The sequence below is a fragment of the Streptomyces sp. NBC_00091 genome (assembly GCF_026343185.1).
Classification (GTDB): Bacteria; Actinomycetota; Actinomycetes; order Streptomycetales; family Streptomycetaceae; genus Streptomyces.
On the sequence record NZ_JAPEMA010000001.1, the window covers coordinates 2,779,741 to 2,795,409 of the forward strand.

Genomic DNA, 15,669 nt, shown 5'->3' on the forward strand with positions numbered 1-15,669 from the left:
AACGCAACCCCCGGACCTTCCCTCGGCCGGTCAACTTCCCTCCGGTAGCCGCCCCACCGGCAGCCGGAGCGTCGTCAGCGCACCCCCGTCCGGGGCGTTGGCGAAACTCAGCTCGATCTCCAGCACGGCCGCCTGGCCCACCGCGATGGTCAGGCCCAGCCCGTGTCCCCGGCCGCGCCCGGGGTCCCCGGTGCGGAACCGCTTCGGGCCCTGCTCGATCAGCTCGGCCGGGTAGCCGTCGCCGTGGTCGCGGATCACCACCACCGGCCCCTCCACCGTCACCTCGACCGGGGGCCGCCCGTGTTTGTGGGCGTTGACCAGCAGGTTGGCCATGATCCGGTCCAGCCGCCGCCGGTCGGTGAGCACCACCGCGTCCCGCAGCACCCGTACCTCGGCGGCCAGCCGGGTCCCGGCGACGGCCCGTTCCACGGCCCGGCCCAGCTCCACCTGGGCCAGCTCGGCCCGCTCCACCCCCGAGTCCAGCCGGGAGATCTCCAGCAGGTCCTCGGTGAGCAGGCGCAGGGCATCCAGCCGGTCGTTGATCATCTCCTTCGGGCGGCCCTCCGGCAGCAACGAGGCCGCGGCCAGCGAACCGGTCAGCGGGGTGCGCAGGTCGTGCGCGACATCGGCCGTGAACCGCTTCTCCGCCTCCAGCCGCTGCTGGAGCGAGGCGGCCATCGAGTCCAGGGCCTGTGCGACGTCCCGTACCTCGTCGCGCGAGCGGCGCGGGCCGCCGCCCGGGCCGCCGCCGGGTCCGGTGTCGGCCGGGAACCCCACCCGGGCGTCGAGGTCACCGGCGCTGATCCGGCGGGCGACGGCGGCGGTCGTGGCGAGCCGGCGGCTGATCCGGTCGGCGAGGAACAGGCCCGCCAGGGCCACCACCCCGGCCGCGAGCGCCGAGGAGGCCAGGATCGCGGTGTCGAGGTCCCGCAGCCTGTCGCGCGTGCTCCCGTACGGGATCCAGACCGCCAGCGGCTTCTGGTCGGCGGGTCCGGCGGCCCACATGACGGGCTTGCCCTCGTACGTGCCGACCATGCTGCCGGTCCGGCCGCGCGCCACCAGCTCGCGCAGCGGGCCGGGCAGGCCGGGCGGGTCCAGGGCGATGTTCACGTCCCCGTGCGCGGTGCCGTACTCGTAGTGGCCGAGGGCGTGGTCCAGGTCCCGGTCCACGTCCTTGCGGACCTCGCCGACCACCTGCCGGGCGACCACGTTGTGCACCAGGATCCCCAGGGCGGCGGCCACCGTGCAGCACACCAGGGTGGTGGTGAGGGCGATCCTCCAGCGCAGGCTGCTCAGCGCGCGCATCGCTGCCGGTCCCCGCTCAGCGGTACGTCCGTGATGGTGGGGCAGTCGTCGAGGGTGAGCTGGGACAGGCTCATGCTCCCGGCCTTCCCGTCCCACACGTAGTCGGAGACGGAGATGTAGGCGGGGTTCGAGGTCGGCTCGCGGACCGCCAGGTGCTCGGCGGCCACCTCCACCCCCTCCAGCACCCCGCGCCGGGACAGGATCCGGGCGATCCTGCCGTCGTTCCGGACGGTGTAGACCCGCAGCTCCGTGAGCCGGCCGTCCACGTCCAGGGCGGCGATCAGCTCCTCCCTGCCGTCGCCGGTCAGGTCGTGGAGGACCGCCGGGCGCACCGGGCAGGACGGACCGCCGTCCACAGCCTGTGTGCAGAGCGCGAGCCGCTGGACCGCCCGGGGGTCGACGAGCCGGCCGGTGCCGCGGTCCTCGGCGGTGGCGGAGGTGATGTCGGCCCGTACGACGGACAGCGCGTCCACCCCGCGCATGCTCGGGCCGCCCGCCTTGGGGAGCCCGGGCACCAGGGCGGCCGCGCCGGGCTGCTGGCCGGGGCCCGGCGGGTCGGGGCGGTAGCCCTTCCACAGGGTCTTGGGGGCGTGCGCCGTGCCGAGGTCGCCGGCGCTGCGCAGCCCCTCCACGTCGGCGCACCCGGCCGTGGCCGCCGTGGCCGCCAGGAGGGCGGCTAGGGCCAGTGAGTGGGGGCTGCGCATGCCTCTGATGCTGCCTCGCCGCGCGGTGTCCGGCCCGACCACTGGGCCATCCGTGGTGGGTGGGCCGCTGCCCTTGCCCGGCCGGGCGTGCCAGGGGCCGGGTCCGGGCCGGCGGTCGTCTGCGGGTGGTGGGCCGCTGCGCGGGGCTGGGTCCCCTACCCGCCCTTCGCCCGTTCCCCGGGGCTGCGCCCCGGACCCCCTGGGGGCTCCGCCCCCAGACCCCGCGCCTCAAACGCCGGCGAGGCTGGATTCGGCTGAGCTGTGCCCGGAGGGCACTTCCAGCCTCGCCGGCGCTTGAGGCGCGGGCGCGGAGCGCCGTGTAGTGAGCCGCGCTGGTGCGCACAGCCCTGCCCAGGGCTTGGGAGCCGCGCCGGCGTTTGAGGCTGGGGGTCCCCCCGGACGGAGTCTGGGGGAGACCGGTGGAAGGGTGGGTAGGGGACAGCCCCGCGCAGCGGCAACCACCCGCAGACGACCGCCGGACCCCAGCCGGGGCCCGTGGCCCCGCCCCGCCACCGACGGACGGAGTCCGGCGCAGCGGCGCGAAGCCGGAGAGGCCCGCCAGGGCCGAGCCGCGCGAGCGGCGCGTGAAGAAGGCGTGGCGCGCCAGCGCTGAGCGGTGCGAGGACCGCGTCAGAAATGGGCAATGGCGCGGGCCGCGGCCAGCTCGTGGTGGACCGGGGCCAGGACGCTGGAGGTGTCGTCCTCCGGGGGGAGGTCGACGCGGACGGGGGTGGGGCTGGCGCGGACCCGTTCGGCCAGCTCGCGCAGCTGCCGCGCGATCCGGTCCACCTCGCCCGCCGCAGGCGGCTCGGCGCCGTGGTTGACGCGGACGCGCGCGGCCGTGGTGGCGTCCACGATGCGTTCGACGGCCACCACCAGCGGCCACCACGCGGCGGCCCGGCTCCCCGTCGGCGGGGGTTCGGTCAGGGCCCGCTGGAACTCGCTGCGGACCCCCGAGAGGTCGCGGTAGATGCGGCGCCGGGCCTGGAGGCGGGACTGCCGGGCGGCCCGCAGCGCGGCCTCACCGGTGACGGGGGCGAAGGCGCGTTCCACGTACCGCGCGGCGTCGTCGACGGCGTCGGCGAGCCGGTCCCCGATCCGGGTGTGCCAGCTCTCGGGCCACAGCAGGTAGCCGGCGACGAGGGCGATGGCGCAGCCGATGAGGCTGTCGACCAGCCGGGGCAGGATGAGGTCGAAGCCCTCGTGGTTGAGCTGGTCCGACAGGAGCAGGATCACGGGGGTGATGGCCGCGGTCTGGAAGGCGTAGCCCTTCGCGGAGAACGCCGGGATCAGCGCGGCGAGCAGCACCATCACCGGGACGTCCCACCAGCCGCGCGGCACCTCGGCGAGGACGGCGGCGGCGAGGACCAGCCCGGCCGCCGTGCCCAGGGCGCGCAGTACGGCCCGGGAGAACACGGACCCGAAGTCCGGCTTGAGGACGAAGGTGACGGTCAGCGCGACCCAGTAGGACCGCTCCACCTCGATGAGGGAGACGAGCGACTGCGCGAGCCCGATGCACAGGGCCAGGCGCAGCCCGTACCGCCAGGAGGCCTCGGACAGCATCATGTCGCGCACCCCCCGCCGGGCGCGGACCCGCAGGGCGGCCGGCCGGCCGAGGCGGTCGTCGACGTTGTACGGGTCCGGTTCGGCGAGGTGCACGATGGCCGCCGCGTGCCGCAGGGCGGAGTCGATGGCCCGCTCGGACGGGCTGTGCGGCGCGGGCAGGGTGAGGACGGGGGTCCCGGTGAGGCCCTCCTCGACGGCGACGGCCAGTTCCCGTACCGCCGCCGGGATCTCGGGCGGCAGCGGCAGCCCCCGCAGGTGGGCGGCGGGCGCGGCCTCGACCAGCGGGATCAGTACGTTCAGCTGGGCCAGCATCCGCACCAGGGAGGGGCTGCGCCCGTGCACCCGGGCCCGGCGGCCCAGGACGAGGTCGTAGGCCTGGTTGAGGGCGTGCGTGACCTCCTGCCGGCGTTCGTCGTACGCGGTCGGGGGCCCGCCGCAGGCCTCCAGGGCGTCGGCCACCGCCCGGTAGGTGGCGGCGACGGCGGCCCGTTCGGGCTGCCGGCCGCGCAGGGGCCAGCCCAGCAGGGTCAGGGCGAGTACGAACAGGCCGCCGGTGGTGAGCAGCAGCGGCGCGGTCCACCAGGGCTGGGGCATCGGCAGCCCGGCCCCGACGACGGCGTTGAGCAGGAGCAGCAGCCCGGACACGGAGGCGACCGAGCCGATCGAGGAGATCATCCCGGAGATGAGGGCGATCAGGGTGAGGACGGCGACGGCGAGCCAGCCGTGCCCGTAGACGAGGGTGCCGACGGCGACTCCGACGGCGCCGAGGGCCTGCGGGACGGCGATGTTGAGGACCCGCATCCGGTAGGCGTCGGCGGTGTCGCCGATCACCCCGGCCAGGGCGCCCATGGAGACGAGCGCCCCGTATTCGGGCTCGTCGAGGGCGAAGCCGACGGCGAGGGGGGTGGCCATCGCGATCCCGGCGCGGGCGGCCGCCGCCCAGGGGACGGGGGCGCTGCTGGGCCGCAGTCCCGCGAGCAGCCAGGCGGGGGGAGCCAGGGGGTGGGGCCGGGGCCGCCCGGACGGTATGTGCTCGGTGCGTCGTTCGGTGGTCATTCCGCTTCCGTGTCGCCGCTCGCGAATCGGTCGTTCTGGGTTTTCTGCGGAGGATGCGTACCTTCCGAGCTTATGGGGTGCGGCGCAGCCGGCCCATCAGCCATGCGGTCAGTGCGGTGGCGAGCCCGACGGCGAGGACCACCCAGGCGGTGGTCCGCAGGAACGCCGTGAGGGCGTCGTACACGGCCGCGGCGGCGGCCCGGTCGATGTCGGCGGGCAGGTCGTCGAGGGTGAGGCGGCGGCACACGCCCACCGCCACCCACAGCAGGACGGCTCCGACCGCGAGTCCGGCGCCGGTCGCGAGGAGGGCGCGCCGGCGCCGGACGGCGACGGCCACGGCCGCCACGGCGAGCACGACGGTCAGTACGGGGAGCCAGACCCCGGCGATCTGGAGCACGCGGAACCCTTCCCGGAGCGCGCCGAGGTTGTCGTATTCCATGACCTTCACGGAGAGGTGGGTCTCCGGGATGCGGTCGGCGAAGGGCACGCCGTCCTCGACGAGTTCCCCCTTGACCTGCGCTATCACCGGCGCGAGGTCGATGGTGAGGGCGTCCCCGTGGCCGGTGTCCAGGGCGTCGAGGAAGGCGGTGTGCGCGGCGCGGTTCGCCGCGTCCCAGGCCGTCCGGTAGGCGGGGGTCCCGGCGAAGGAGTGCAGGGCCTCGCCTATCAGGGCGTCCACGCCGCCCTGGAAGGGGCCCGCGTCGATCTGCCCGGACAGGGCCCGGGTGACCTGGGTGACGACCACCTCTTGCACGGCCGGATCCCTGGCGAGCGGGGACATGGCGGCGGTGTAGTGGTCGGCGTCGCCCAGCCGCCGGTCGGCCCAGTACGCGACCGCGCTCGCGGGCACGAGCAGGGCCACGAGCACGATGAGGGCCGCCGACAGGTAGGTGCGCACGTCACCAGGGAAAGCGGATGCGGTGCCCGGCGCCACCCCTACTGCTGCGTCCGGGGGCCCGAAATCCCTCCCGTGGCACGGTCAAGGCCGCCCGGACGGGTGATCCACTTGCCGCTCCGGGGCGCCGGGTGTGCCCTGGTGGTGGGAAGAGAGGAGCCCCGCCATGGCACATGCGGCACCCACCGCTCCCCGGCGGCACCGTCCTATGAGGTCGGCGGACGCGCAGCACGTCAGCAAGAGCGCCCTGGCCCGTCCGCTGCTGCTCGGCCTCGTCTACGGGGTCTGGGCGGCCTTCATCAACCGCCAGATGGGCCCGGTCGACGCGGGCAACGTCTTCTACGGGATCCTGTGCGGCCTGCTCTTCGCCGGCTGCATGTTCGCCCTCGCGCGGGTCGGCCCGAAGCTGAAGCGGGAACTGCACGCCACCGCCTACGGGGTCTTCGGCGGCGTCGCCGTCGGCTATCTCCACAGCCTGACCAACGTGTCCGTGCTCCGCTCCACCACCGTCGGCCTGTTCGTGGCCCTGGGTGTCGGGCTCACCGCCTTCTACCGGTACTACACGCGGGAGGACTGAGCCCGGCGCCGGTTCCCGCACCCCGCCGACGGGGTGCGGGAACCGGCGCGTTCCCGTGTCCGGCCGCGGAGTTACGCCGCCGAGCCGGCGGGGTCCTGCTGAGGTTCGGTCCCGGACTCGGCCTCGGCCGTCGCGGAGTGGGGCACGGGCCGCTCGGCCTGCCGCTCCTGCCGGACCGGCGGGGAGAAGCGGGAGACCTCGGCGCGGAGCATGGCGTTCAGGGCGGCGTAGGGGTCGATGGGCATGGCGGAACCTCACGGTGGTTCGAGGGGGGTGGGGGTGCGTACGCTGCTCGGCCCGCTCAGCAGCGCAGGACCACACCCCGTACCGTCCGCCGGGACAGGTCCGGTTCGGCCGTCCCGTACGAGGCCACACGGGTGGGCCCGCCCGTGTGTTTCACGTGAAACATCCTCGGTGGCAGCCCCCGCACGGCCGGCGCCCCGCGCTCGACCGCCCGTACCGCCGCGCGGCCCATGGGGTCCCCGGACGGCTCCGACTGGCCTTCGGCGGGATCCGCCGGCGCGGAGGAGGCGGGCCGGGATTCCGCTCCGGCCGAGGCCGTGGCCGCCGGACCGGCGCCGAACAGGCACAGCAGAGCCACGCAGACCACCGTCAGGGCCCGCGTCAGCACCGTCCGCCCGTACCGCGCACCGTTCACGGGGCCTGCATGCCCCGACGCGCCGGGCGAGTTTCCGCAAACCGCCGAGAAGCCCCCGACCGGGGGACGAAGACACCCCCCTCGGCTGACACCCGGCGGCTCAGCCGGACGGACCGGGCCCGTACGAAGGGGTGCGGGGAGGGTGGCTCAGACCACCACGAGCGCCACCGCCGCCACCCCCATGAGGGCGGCGGCGAGGTGCATCGCGGAGTGGCCGTAGTCCCCGAACCAGAGCTGGCGGGCCAGTCCGCCGAGGGCGGCCATGGCGCTGATGACGCCGATCTGGGCGAGGAGGGTGACGGCGGTGAAGGGGGCCAGGATCAGCAGTACAGAGTTCAGCCAGAACGGCGCGGCGCCGGTCCAGCCCCGCCATTCCCAGATTGCGGACTGCATCTGCGGACCCCACCCTCCACACCCGTCACACGCGCAACAGGTGTGTCGCGCTCAACTCGTCGGCTGTACAGCCTCCTTGGGTGCGGCTGCCGGGGCAAGTGCGCGTTCGGCTAGAAAACCGAAGGCCAGGCCGAAAGTCGTCCACAGCGCTGCCTGGATGGCCAGCGACGCGAGACGGAACTCCCAGATCAGCGCGGCCGGGAAGTCGGCCGGCACCTCGTTGATCCCGGGCAGCAGCGCGTAGGAGATCCCCACCGCGGCCACGAAGCCGAGCGAGGCCACGACCGAGGCGTTCCAGTTGCCGAGGCGCGGCGCGAGCCGCCGGCCCAGGATCAGCGCGCCCGCCGCCAGCAGCGCGCTCAGGGCGATCATCAGCAGGTAGAGGGCGGTCCGCCGGGCGGCCGTCTCGGGATCCCCGACGGCCGGCGGGTTGGCGGGGTACTTGAAGAACGGCACCAGGGTGACGGTGACGAACAGGGCGCCGGTGACCAGGGCCGCCGTGGCCCGGGGGCCGAAGCGTCCGATGCGCCCCAGGGCGAAGCAGTAGACGAGCGCGGCGATGCCGCCGAGGGCCACCCCGTACAGCAGGACGCCGGTGCCCAGACCGGCCGTGGCCTGGAGGGCCCGGCTGACCGGGGCCTCCTCGGCGCCGTGGTCGTGACCGGCCGCGAGGTGGCCGGCCTCCTCGATGGCGATGGCCGCGTCCACCTTGGACTCGCCGATGAGGTACGCGACGAGGAAGGCGGCGACGCCGGCGAGCAGGCCGGCGAGCATGCCCCGCACCAGCAGGACACGCGGGGAGATGGTGTTCACGTGGGAGCCCCTTGCGTGATCGTGAGGGAGATCAGCAGGGGTCAGTGGCAGGGGAAGCCGAGCAGGTGGCGGCCGTCGTGCAGCCACTCGTGGACGGTCTCGCCCTCGAAGACGGCGGTGGCGCCCTGCTCGATGCCGACGAAGTACAGCAGGACCAGGGTCAGGGCCGCGGCGAAGGCGGCCCAAGGGGCCAGAGCCGAGAGGGAGATGGGGGCGACGGCGGCGGGAGCCGAAGCGGGCACGGCGGTGTGGGCCATTGCAGAACCTCCAGGGGAACACGCGTCCCGGTCAGTGGTGCTCTTTTCGAAGGTGGCGGGTCTGACTTCCCTCCCAGAGTGCTGCGGGAGGATTCACAGTGGCGCGACCGTGCCGGATTCTCACCGGTACTTCCGTCATACCTTCTTCATGTCGTCCGAGACCGTACCGCGCTCGTGGCTTGAACACCACGGCGTGTGTCCGCCATCTCACGCCCTGGGCGTGCGCTCCCGGGGACACCCCTAGGCTCCCCGCATGGCATCCGTACGTCTGCACCTCACGACGCCCCCGCTCGATACCGCCGCCCGCCAGGGGCGGTTCGGGTACGCCGGCCCCTGCCCCGGCCACGAGGGTCTGGCCGGGCCGGACATGGGGGACTGGGCGGGGCGGACCCTCGAGGAGGTCGCCGCCGAGGACCCGGAGGGGGTCCGGCGGTGGCTCACGGAACCGGGGTACGCGCCCCCGGGCGGCGGGGAGTCGGTGGCCGCGCTGATCGCCCGTACGGGGGAGCACCTGGCGGGCCTGGCCCCCGGCCGGCACCACGCGGTGGTCGCGCAGGGCGTCGTACGGGCGGCGGTGGTGGCCGCGCTGGAGCTGCCGGCCGCGGCCTTCTGGCGGCTCGACGTACGGCCGGACACGGTGACCGTCCTCAGCGGACGGGCGGGCCGCTGGAACCTCCTCGTGGGACAGCCCCGCGAGGAAGACCCGCAGCAGGAAGACCCGCAGCAGGAAGGCACGCAGTAGGAAGGCACGCAACAGAACGGCCCGGACCCCGCGACGCGGTCCGGGCCGAACTGACGTGGCGACTGCCGCGTTACGCGACGATCCAGTCGGAGGTCGCGATGACCGGCTGTACGCCCTCGCGGTGGACGGTGCCCTCGATCAGGCCGTACATGCGGTCCGCGGCGAAGTAGACCTCGTTGTCGTTCTTGAGGCCGAAGGGCTCCAGGTCGACGAGGAAGTGGTGCTTGTTGGGCAGGTTGAGGCGCACCTCGTTGACCTTGGGGCAGTTGTCCAGCACCCGCTCGGCCATCTGGTTCAGGGTCTGCTGGAGCGAGTAGGAGTACGTCTCCGCGAAGGCTTCCAGCATGTGCTTGCGGACCTTCTTGTACGACTGGTCCCAGTCGTACTCCGGGTCGTCGGCGGCCAGCGCCGAGTGCGCCCAGCGCGAGGTGACCTTGGTCGCCAGGATGCGGTCGTACGCCTCCTGGAGGGTCGTGTACTGGTCCTTGATGTAGCCGTGGAACTCGGAGTTGGTCGAGTTCATCACCGTCAGGTCCTTCAGGCCCGAGAGGACCTGGAGCCCGGTGGTCTCGCTGTAGGTGATCTGCGCGGTGCGCACCTCCTGGCCCTTGCGGACGAAGGAGTGCTGCTCCTTGCGGGTCGGGACCGGGATCCGGTCCCAGACGTACTCCTCGATGCGGATCTGCGCCTCGCGGATCGGCGACTGGGAGGAGACGAAGTGCTTGGCGAGCAGGATGCCGAAGGCCTCGGGGGAGGCGATGCCGTGCTCCTTGCCGAAGGCGTACACCGTGTTCTTGGTGGTGTCCGTCGGAAGGCAGTTGGCGTTGTCGCCGGTGAGGTGGACGTCGCGGAAATCGCCGCGCAGAGCGACCGAGACATTGAGGTCGCGGATCTCGCTCCAGGAACCGTCGCTGCCCTTGCGGGTCACCTTGACGATGCGGTTCTCGGCCTTGCCGTACTGGTTCTGGCCCAGGACGTGCTTGCTCATGGTGTCTTCCTTCGGGTACTCGGGAACACGGAGTCCGGTTGTCTGGATCCCGTACGCCCGGCGTCCAGCGCCCGTCCCGCTCGAAGACGTGCCGCTCCCCGCCGTTCGGCCCCTGGGGGCCGCCCCGGGACTGACGTGCATCCCGGTCCGTAGGTGCTGAGTAGTACTGCACGGATTGCAGCATGTGTACGGCGGGTTAACCACCGCACGGATCCTCCGAACACCAGCACCCACGGATTGGGCGACCGCACAGCCGCGCAGGTCAGACGGGGTGCGCGGCTGGGGTCGGGGGAACGTTTCAGGCCATGTGGGCGTCCGCGACCGACAGGGCCTCGTCGAGGATCGCCAGCCCCTTGGCCACGTCGTCCGCCGAGATGTTGCAGGGCGGGGCGATGTGGATGCGGTTCCCGGCGAGGAGCGGCCACAGGCCGCCCTTCTTCAGGGCCGCGCCGAAGGCGGCCATCGGCGCGTTGTCGGCTCCGGAGGCGTTGTACGGGACCAGCGGCTCGCGCGTGGCGGCGTCCCGTACGAGTTCCAGGGCCCAGAAGGTGCCCATGCCCCGGACCTCGCCGACGCTGGGGTGCCGCTCGGCGATCTCCCGCAGGCCCGGGCCCAGCAACTCGGTGCCGGTGCGGGCGGACTGCTCGACGATCCCCTCCTCCTCCATGGCGCGGATCGTCGCGACGGCGGCGGCGCAGGCCAGCACGTGCCCGGAGTACGTCAGCCCGCCCGGGTAGGGGCGGCGGGCGAAGGTCTCGGCGATCGCGGCGGAGATGGCGACGCCGCCGAGCGGCACGTAACCGCTGGTGATGCCCTTGGCGAAGCAGATGAGGTCGGGGGTGACGCCCCAGTGGTCGGCGGCGAACCACGTGCCGGTGCGGCCGAAGCCGACCATGACCTCGTCCAGGATGAAGACGATGCCGTAGCGGTCGCAGAGCTCGCGCACGCCCGCCAGGTAGCCGGCCGGGGGCACGAGCACGCCGGGGGCTCCGCCGACGGTCTCCAGGATGATCGCGGCGATGGACTGCGGCCCCTCGAAGACGATCGTGTCCTCCAGGTGGCGCAGGGCGCGCTCGCACTCCTCGGCCTCCGTGGTGGCGTGGAAGGGCGAGCGGTAGAGGAACGGGCCCCAGAAGTGCACGACGCCGGCGGTCGCGCCGTCGTTGCCGAAGCGGCGGGCGTCACCGGTGAGGTTGATCGCGGTGGTGGTCGCGCCGTGGTACGAGCGGTACGCGGACATCACCTTGGGCCGGCCGGTGTGCAGCCGGGCCATGCGTACGGCGTTCTCCACGGCCTCGGCGCCGGCGTTCGTGAAGAAGATCTTGTCCAGGTCGCCGGGGGTGCGCTCGGCGATCAGCCGGGCCGCCTCGGAGCGGACGTCCACGGCGAAGCCGGGCGCCAGGGTGCAGAGCTTGGCGGCCTGCTCCGCGATGGCGGCGGCCACCTTGGGGTGCTGGTAGCCGATGTTCGTGTAGACGAGCGAGCTGGAGAAGTCGAGATAGCGATTGCCGTCGTAGTCCCAGAAGTACGAGCCCTCGGCACCCGCCACGGCGAGCGGGTCGATGAGCTCCTGCGCCGACCAGGAATGGAAGACATGCTTCCGGTCTGCGGCTTTGACGGCGTCTTTCACAGCGGCGAGGGCGTCGGCTTCTGCGTTCATATATCGAGGGTAGTTGTCCAGGATGTGGACACCGGGGTGCGTCGGGTACGACACCCCGCGCGGGCGACTTGACGGACGGAGGGGCGGATCCTCGACGGGTCCCGGAGCCCCGCATAGCGTCGCTCGGACCGGCCGCTCCACGGGGGAGAACGGCGGGAAACCCATGGTGGGAGCCCTTCGCAGGCCCTTCGCGGCCCCTTCCGTGCCCGCCGGGCGCGCCCGGCGGGAGGCGGAGGGCCCCGCCATGAGCGGGCACGACGGCCGACGTCCGCCGACGCACCCTGACGCACGCACCCTGACGCCCGTGCGGGACTCCCTGCGTCCGCCGGCCCGGCAGTAGCGTGGGGTCCGTGAGGGATTTGTCCGTCCCGGCCGGGGGTAGGTGCAGCGCCGGGGGGAGCCGGCGTCGGAGACGGGAGAGCCTGTGGCGGAGCAGACGCGGCGGCTGGTCCTGGGCGGGGCCACGGCAGGGGTCGTCGCCCGGTGCCGGGACTTCACCCGGCGGGCCCTCACCGACTGGCTGTGGCCCGAGGGCACGGAGGCCGAGGAGGACCTGCTCCTGCTGGTCTCCGAGGTGGTCACCAACGCCTGCCTGCACGCGGGCGGCCCGCGCGAGCTGGTACTGCGGCACAGCCCCGGCCTGCTGCGCGTCGAGGTCAGCGACCACAGCGGCGAACCGCCGGTGCCCCGGGCGGCGCGGGACCGCTCCCTGCCCGGCGGGCACGGGCTGATCCTGCTGGAGCGCCTCGCGAAGAGCTGGGGCTCGGCCCCCTCGCCCGACGGCCGCCCCGGCAAGACGGTCTGGCTGGAGGTACCGGCCCCCGCCCCGCGCCCCTGAGCCCCGCGCCCCTGAGAGGTCGTTTTCGTGCGGTGTTTCATCCCGGAATAGTGTGTTCAGTGGCCTTCTTCGGGTCGCGCCAGGAGACGGTGCTCTCGCTGGTGAGGCGGCGAGCCATGAGGTCGGTCATGGCGAGGTGGATCATGGCTTCGGAGCGTTCGGGGTGGGTTTCGTAGTCGCGGGCGAGACGGCGCTGGAGCATCAGCCAGCCGTAGGTCCGCTCGATCGCCCACCGCTTCGGGATCGGGGCCAAGCCCCTGCGGGGACTGCGGTTTCCCGCCGAAGCCGGAAGCGCAGCCTGATGCCGTGTACTGCTCGGCGACGTGTGCGCGGCTGATTGCTGGACTCACCGGATGACAACCCTCGTCGCCCCAGGCGATCCGCACAGAGGGGCCGCCGGCGCCGGGAACTTGTACACGCCGGCCACCTCGTCACCCAGGTCTTCCCACTGAGCGAGCCGAAAGACTGACCGTGCGGTGTCGGTCTCACCCCCCGCAACCCCCGACCTCTACATTCGGGACTCATTGGTCGACTTGGCGCGGATGCGGGAGATTGTCATGCGGAGAACTGCGCGGTTCATGGCGGCACTGGCGACATCAGTTGCGCTCGGCAGCGTGAGCGTCAGCACCGCGCACGCCGACGGGGGCCTGCTGTCCGGCATCCTGTCGCCTGTGGTGTGTGGCCTCCAGACCAACGTGAATGGCAACAACAACCAGGTCGCTCAAGGTGGGACCTGCGAACAAACCGCAACACCAACACCCCCCAACGGTGGTGGGATCACCGGGTACCAGGTGATCCCCATCGACACGGTCACGCTGGGGCCGAACCAGTCGGCGGGTCGGGGGGCTTTCTGCCCCGCGGGAAAGCGCGCCCTGAGCGGCGGTGTCGTCCCCACTACGACCGGTACCTCCGGCTTGGAAGTGAATTGGTCTGGTCCGAACGCTGACGGAACTCGCTGGGAAGTCGCCGTAGACAACGAGGGGGACCAGGAGGAGACCGTGACCTTCTACATCGTCTGCGCGAACGCCGCCAGCTGACTGCGTCGACGCCCTCCCCGGGCAGCCGCCTCACACGTCGGTGAGGAGCCCGTCGCGCAGCTGGGTCAGGGTGCGGTTCAGCAGGCGCGACACGTGCATCTGGGACAGGCCCAGCCGTTTCCCGATCTCGGACTGGGTCAGCTCCTGCCCGAACCGCAGCGCCAGCAGCTGCCGCTCCCGCGCGGGCAGCCCGGCGAGCATGGGTTTGAGGGACTCCAGGCACTCGATCCGGTCGTACGCGGGCTCCTCCTCGCCGAGCGAGGACCGCTCGGTGACCGGGTCGCGCTCCGCGTCCTCCGGCGCCGGCGCGTCCAGCGAGCGCGCGGAGTACGCGCTGGCGGCCTTGCGGCCCTCGCAGAACTCCTCCGGCGTGACGTGCAGCTCCCGCGCCATCTCGGCGTCGGTCGGCTCACGGCCGAGGTCCTGTTCCAGCACGTCGTGGGCCTTGGCGCTGTCGATCCGCAGCTCCTGGAGCCGGCGGGGGACCTTGACGGCCCAGCTGGTGTCGCGGAAGAACCGCTTGATCTCACCGGTGATCGTGGGCATCGCGAAGGTGGTGAACTCCACCCCGCGCGCCGGGTCGAACCGGTTGATGGCCTTGATCAGGCCGATGGTGCCGACCTGGACGATGTCCTCCATCGGCTCGCTGCGGCCTCGGAAGCGCCGGGCGGCGTACTTCACGAGGCTCATGTTCAGTTCGACGAGGGTGTTGCGGACGTAGGAGTACTCCGCCGTGCCCTCGTCCAGCTCCGCCAGCCGGTGGAACAGGGCCGTGGACAGGCCCCTGGCCTCGAGGGTGGCCGCGTCCGTGCGGGCGGTTCGGGCGGTACGGTCGGTACGGTCCATCGCTCTGCGCTCCTCCGACGGGAGGTCCCGGAATCCCGGGCCGTCGTCCTGCGCGGTAAGGGTCATCACCGTCCAGGTGGATATACCCGGGCCCGGCCCGCGAGACACCCCCTACGCCGCCAGGTCGTGCTCCACCCGGGCCGCGACCCGGCGCCGCAGCACCAGGACCGCCGCCGAGCAGCACACCCCGCCCACCAGGGCCGTTCCCCACAGGGCCGCCGGGCCGGCGCCCGAGTAGAGGGTCACGCCCAGGGTGAGGGCGGCGAAGCGGGCGAGGCCCCAGGTCCAGCTGAAGGCGCCCTGGTAGCGGCCCCGGGCGTCGGCCGGAGCCAGGCCGGCGACCACCGAGGCCGCGATCCCGGCGGCGATCACCTCGCCGAGCGACCAGACGACCACCGACACCGCGTAGCCCGCGATGCCGTCGGCGAGCCCCGTCGCCGCCACCCCGACCGCGATCAGCGCACTGCCCGCCGCGTGGACGGGCAGCTGCGGCAGCTTCGCGAGGCGTGCGGTCGCCACCGGCTGGAGGGCCACCACCAGGACCGCGTTGACGGAGGCCATCGCCCCGTACGCGGCGGGCGAGAGCCCGCTGTCGTGCATGGACAGCGGCAGGGCCACCTCGGTCAGCGAGTACACGAAGAGCTGGACGCCGAAGACGGGCAGCAGCGCGAGCATCAGCCGGTCCCGCAGCACGACCCCGTAGCCCAGGCTCCGTACGCCGCCGGCGCGCGGCGCCTCCCGCCGCGGCTCGCGCAGCCGGGCCGCCACGATGCCGGCGTAGACCAGCAGGGCCCCGGCGTCCACCGCGAAGAGCAGCCAGTACCCGTGCGCGGCCAGGAAGCCGCCGAGCACCCCGGCGACGGCGGTGCCGATGTTGACCCCCCACTGGAACAGCGCGTACGCCCGCTGCCTGCGCTCCCCGTCGACCGCGTCGGCCATCAGCGCGAACGCGGCCGGACCGACCGTCGCCGAGGAGGAGCTGAGCAGCAGCGCGGCCGCGCCCATCGTCAGCGCCCCGGGCGCGAGGTAGAGCGCGCCCTGCGCCGCCGCCGCGCCCAGCAGCCCGATGAGCATCGTGGGGCGGCGCCCGATCCGGTCGGCGAGCAGGCCGCCGAGTGCGGGACCGAGCAGGTTGCCCGCGCCGAGCGCGCCGAGGACGTACGAGGTCTCGGTGCCGGTGATGCCGCGGTCGGCCAGCAGGAACACCAGGAAGGGGGTGACCAGGTGGCCGAGCCGGTTGACGATCGTGCCGGCGAAGAGGGTCCAGACGGTGGGCGGGAGTCCGCGGAAGGTGGAGAGCATGGGAGGAGCCTGCGGGCCTGTTCCGGTGCTCC

Annotated in this window: 17 protein-coding genes and 1 pseudogene; 4 read left to right on the top strand and 14 right to left on the bottom strand. The window is 73.2% G+C overall.

Annotated elements, in window-relative coordinates:
- Positions 1 to 30: 30 nt before the first annotated feature.
- From OOK34_RS12755 to OOK34_RS12770, 4 genes are all read right to left on the bottom strand, one after another.
- Complete coding sequence (locus OOK34_RS12755) at positions 31 to 1,305, bottom strand: HAMP domain-containing sensor histidine kinase (protein ID WP_267033968.1); 1,275 nt, start codon at positions 1,303 to 1,305, stop codon at positions 31 to 33.
- Positions 1,293 to 2,009 carry a hypothetical protein gene (locus tag OOK34_RS12760; protein ID WP_267033969.1) on the bottom strand — a complete coding sequence of 239 codons (717 nt, stop codon included), beginning with the start codon at positions 2,007 to 2,009 and terminating at the stop codon, positions 1,293 to 1,295. The genes OOK34_RS12755 and OOK34_RS12760 overlap by 13 nt, the downstream gene beginning before the upstream one ends.
- A 630-nt stretch (positions 2,010 to 2,639) precedes the next feature.
- Entirely contained in the window at positions 2,640 to 4,631 is a 1,992-nt protein-coding gene (locus OOK34_RS12765; protein ID WP_267033970.1) for an FUSC family protein, read from the bottom strand.
- Positions 4,632 to 4,701: 70 nt separating this feature from the next.
- Complete coding sequence (locus OOK34_RS12770; RefSeq protein WP_267033971.1) at positions 4,702 to 5,529, bottom strand: hypothetical protein; 828 nt, start codon at positions 5,527 to 5,529, stop codon at positions 4,702 to 4,704.
- 205 nt (positions 5,530 to 5,734) lie between these two features.
- On the opposite strand from OOK34_RS12770, the gene OOK34_RS12775 reads away from it, so the two are divergent.
- A complete protein-coding gene (locus tag OOK34_RS12775; RefSeq protein WP_267033972.1) occupies positions 5,735 to 6,103 on the top strand; it encodes a hypothetical protein in 369 nt (122 codons plus the stop codon).
- Between the two features lie 71 nt (positions 6,104 to 6,174).
- On the opposite strand, the gene OOK34_RS12780 is transcribed toward OOK34_RS12775, so the two are convergent.
- From OOK34_RS12780 to OOK34_RS12800, 5 genes are all read right to left on the bottom strand, one after another.
- Positions 6,175 to 6,348, bottom strand: coding sequence for a hypothetical protein (locus tag OOK34_RS12780; RefSeq protein ID WP_267033973.1), 174 nt, complete (start codon positions 6,346 to 6,348; stop codon positions 6,175 to 6,177).
- A gap of 56 nt (positions 6,349 to 6,404) precedes the next feature.
- The gene (locus OOK34_RS12785) at positions 6,405 to 6,761 is read right to left on the bottom strand and encodes a hypothetical protein (RefSeq protein WP_267033974.1); all 357 of its coding nucleotides are present in this window, start codon (positions 6,759 to 6,761) and stop codon (positions 6,405 to 6,407) included.
- A gap of 147 nt (positions 6,762 to 6,908) precedes the next feature.
- The gene (locus OOK34_RS12790; RefSeq protein WP_267033975.1) at positions 6,909 to 7,154 is read right to left on the bottom strand and encodes a hypothetical protein; all 246 of its coding nucleotides are present in this window, start codon (positions 7,152 to 7,154) and stop codon (positions 6,909 to 6,911) included.
- A gap of 51 nt (positions 7,155 to 7,205) precedes the next feature.
- The gene (locus OOK34_RS12795) at positions 7,206 to 7,967 is read right to left on the bottom strand and encodes a CbtA family protein (protein ID WP_267033976.1); all 762 of its coding nucleotides are present in this window, start codon (positions 7,965 to 7,967) and stop codon (positions 7,206 to 7,208) included.
- 41 nt (positions 7,968 to 8,008) lie between these two features.
- Complete coding sequence (locus OOK34_RS12800) at positions 8,009 to 8,224, bottom strand: CbtB-domain containing protein (RefSeq protein WP_267033977.1); 216 nt, start codon at positions 8,222 to 8,224, stop codon at positions 8,009 to 8,011.
- Between the two features lie 253 nt (positions 8,225 to 8,477).
- Here OOK34_RS12800 and OOK34_RS12805 point away from each other — a divergent pair, with 253 nt between their 5' ends.
- Positions 8,478 to 8,966 carry a histidine phosphatase family protein gene (locus OOK34_RS12805; protein ID WP_267033978.1) on the top strand — a complete coding sequence of 163 codons (489 nt, stop codon included), beginning with the start codon at positions 8,478 to 8,480 and terminating at the stop codon, positions 8,964 to 8,966.
- Between the two features lie 70 nt (positions 8,967 to 9,036).
- Here the strand turns inward: OOK34_RS12805 and pucL are convergent, their stop codons facing one another.
- A complete protein-coding gene (gene pucL / locus OOK34_RS12810; protein ID WP_267033979.1) occupies positions 9,037 to 9,954 on the bottom strand; it encodes a factor-independent urate hydroxylase in 918 nt (305 codons plus the stop codon).
- 298 nt (positions 9,955 to 10,252) lie between these two features.
- Positions 10,253 to 11,614, bottom strand: coding sequence for an aspartate aminotransferase family protein (locus OOK34_RS12815; protein WP_267033980.1), 1,362 nt, complete (start codon positions 11,612 to 11,614; stop codon positions 10,253 to 10,255).
- A 424-nt stretch (positions 11,615 to 12,038) separates the two neighbouring features.
- On the opposite strand from OOK34_RS12815, the gene OOK34_RS12820 reads away from it, so the two are divergent.
- The gene (locus tag OOK34_RS12820; protein WP_267033981.1) at positions 12,039 to 12,452 is read left to right on the top strand and encodes an ATP-binding protein; all 414 of its coding nucleotides are present in this window, start codon (positions 12,039 to 12,041) and stop codon (positions 12,450 to 12,452) included.
- A 37-nt stretch (positions 12,453 to 12,489) separates the two neighbouring features.
- On the opposite strand, the pseudogene OOK34_RS12825 reads toward OOK34_RS12820, so the two are convergent.
- Positions 12,490 to 12,699: pseudogene (locus OOK34_RS12825) on the bottom strand (transposase); the annotation flags it as partial.
- A 367-nt stretch (positions 12,700 to 13,066) separates the two neighbouring features.
- Here OOK34_RS12825 and OOK34_RS12830 point away from each other — a divergent pair.
- Positions 13,067 to 13,489: a hypothetical protein gene (locus OOK34_RS12830; RefSeq protein ID WP_267033982.1), complete on the top strand. Its 423-nt coding sequence runs from the start codon at positions 13,067 to 13,069 to the stop codon at positions 13,487 to 13,489.
- A 30-nt stretch (positions 13,490 to 13,519) separates the two neighbouring features.
- Here the strand turns inward: OOK34_RS12830 and OOK34_RS12835 are convergent, their stop codons facing one another.
- Both OOK34_RS12835 and OOK34_RS12840 read right to left on the bottom strand, forming a co-directional pair.
- Positions 13,520 to 14,335, bottom strand: a complete 816-nt coding sequence (locus OOK34_RS12835; RefSeq protein WP_267033983.1) for a SigB/SigF/SigG family RNA polymerase sigma factor — start codon at positions 14,333 to 14,335, stop codon at positions 13,520 to 13,522.
- A 111-nt stretch (positions 14,336 to 14,446) separates the two neighbouring features.
- Positions 14,447 to 15,637 (bottom strand): MFS transporter, encoded by a 1,191-nt coding sequence (locus OOK34_RS12840; protein WP_267033984.1) that lies wholly within the window; start codon positions 15,635 to 15,637, stop codon positions 14,447 to 14,449.
- Positions 15,638 to 15,669 lie beyond the last annotated feature (32 nt).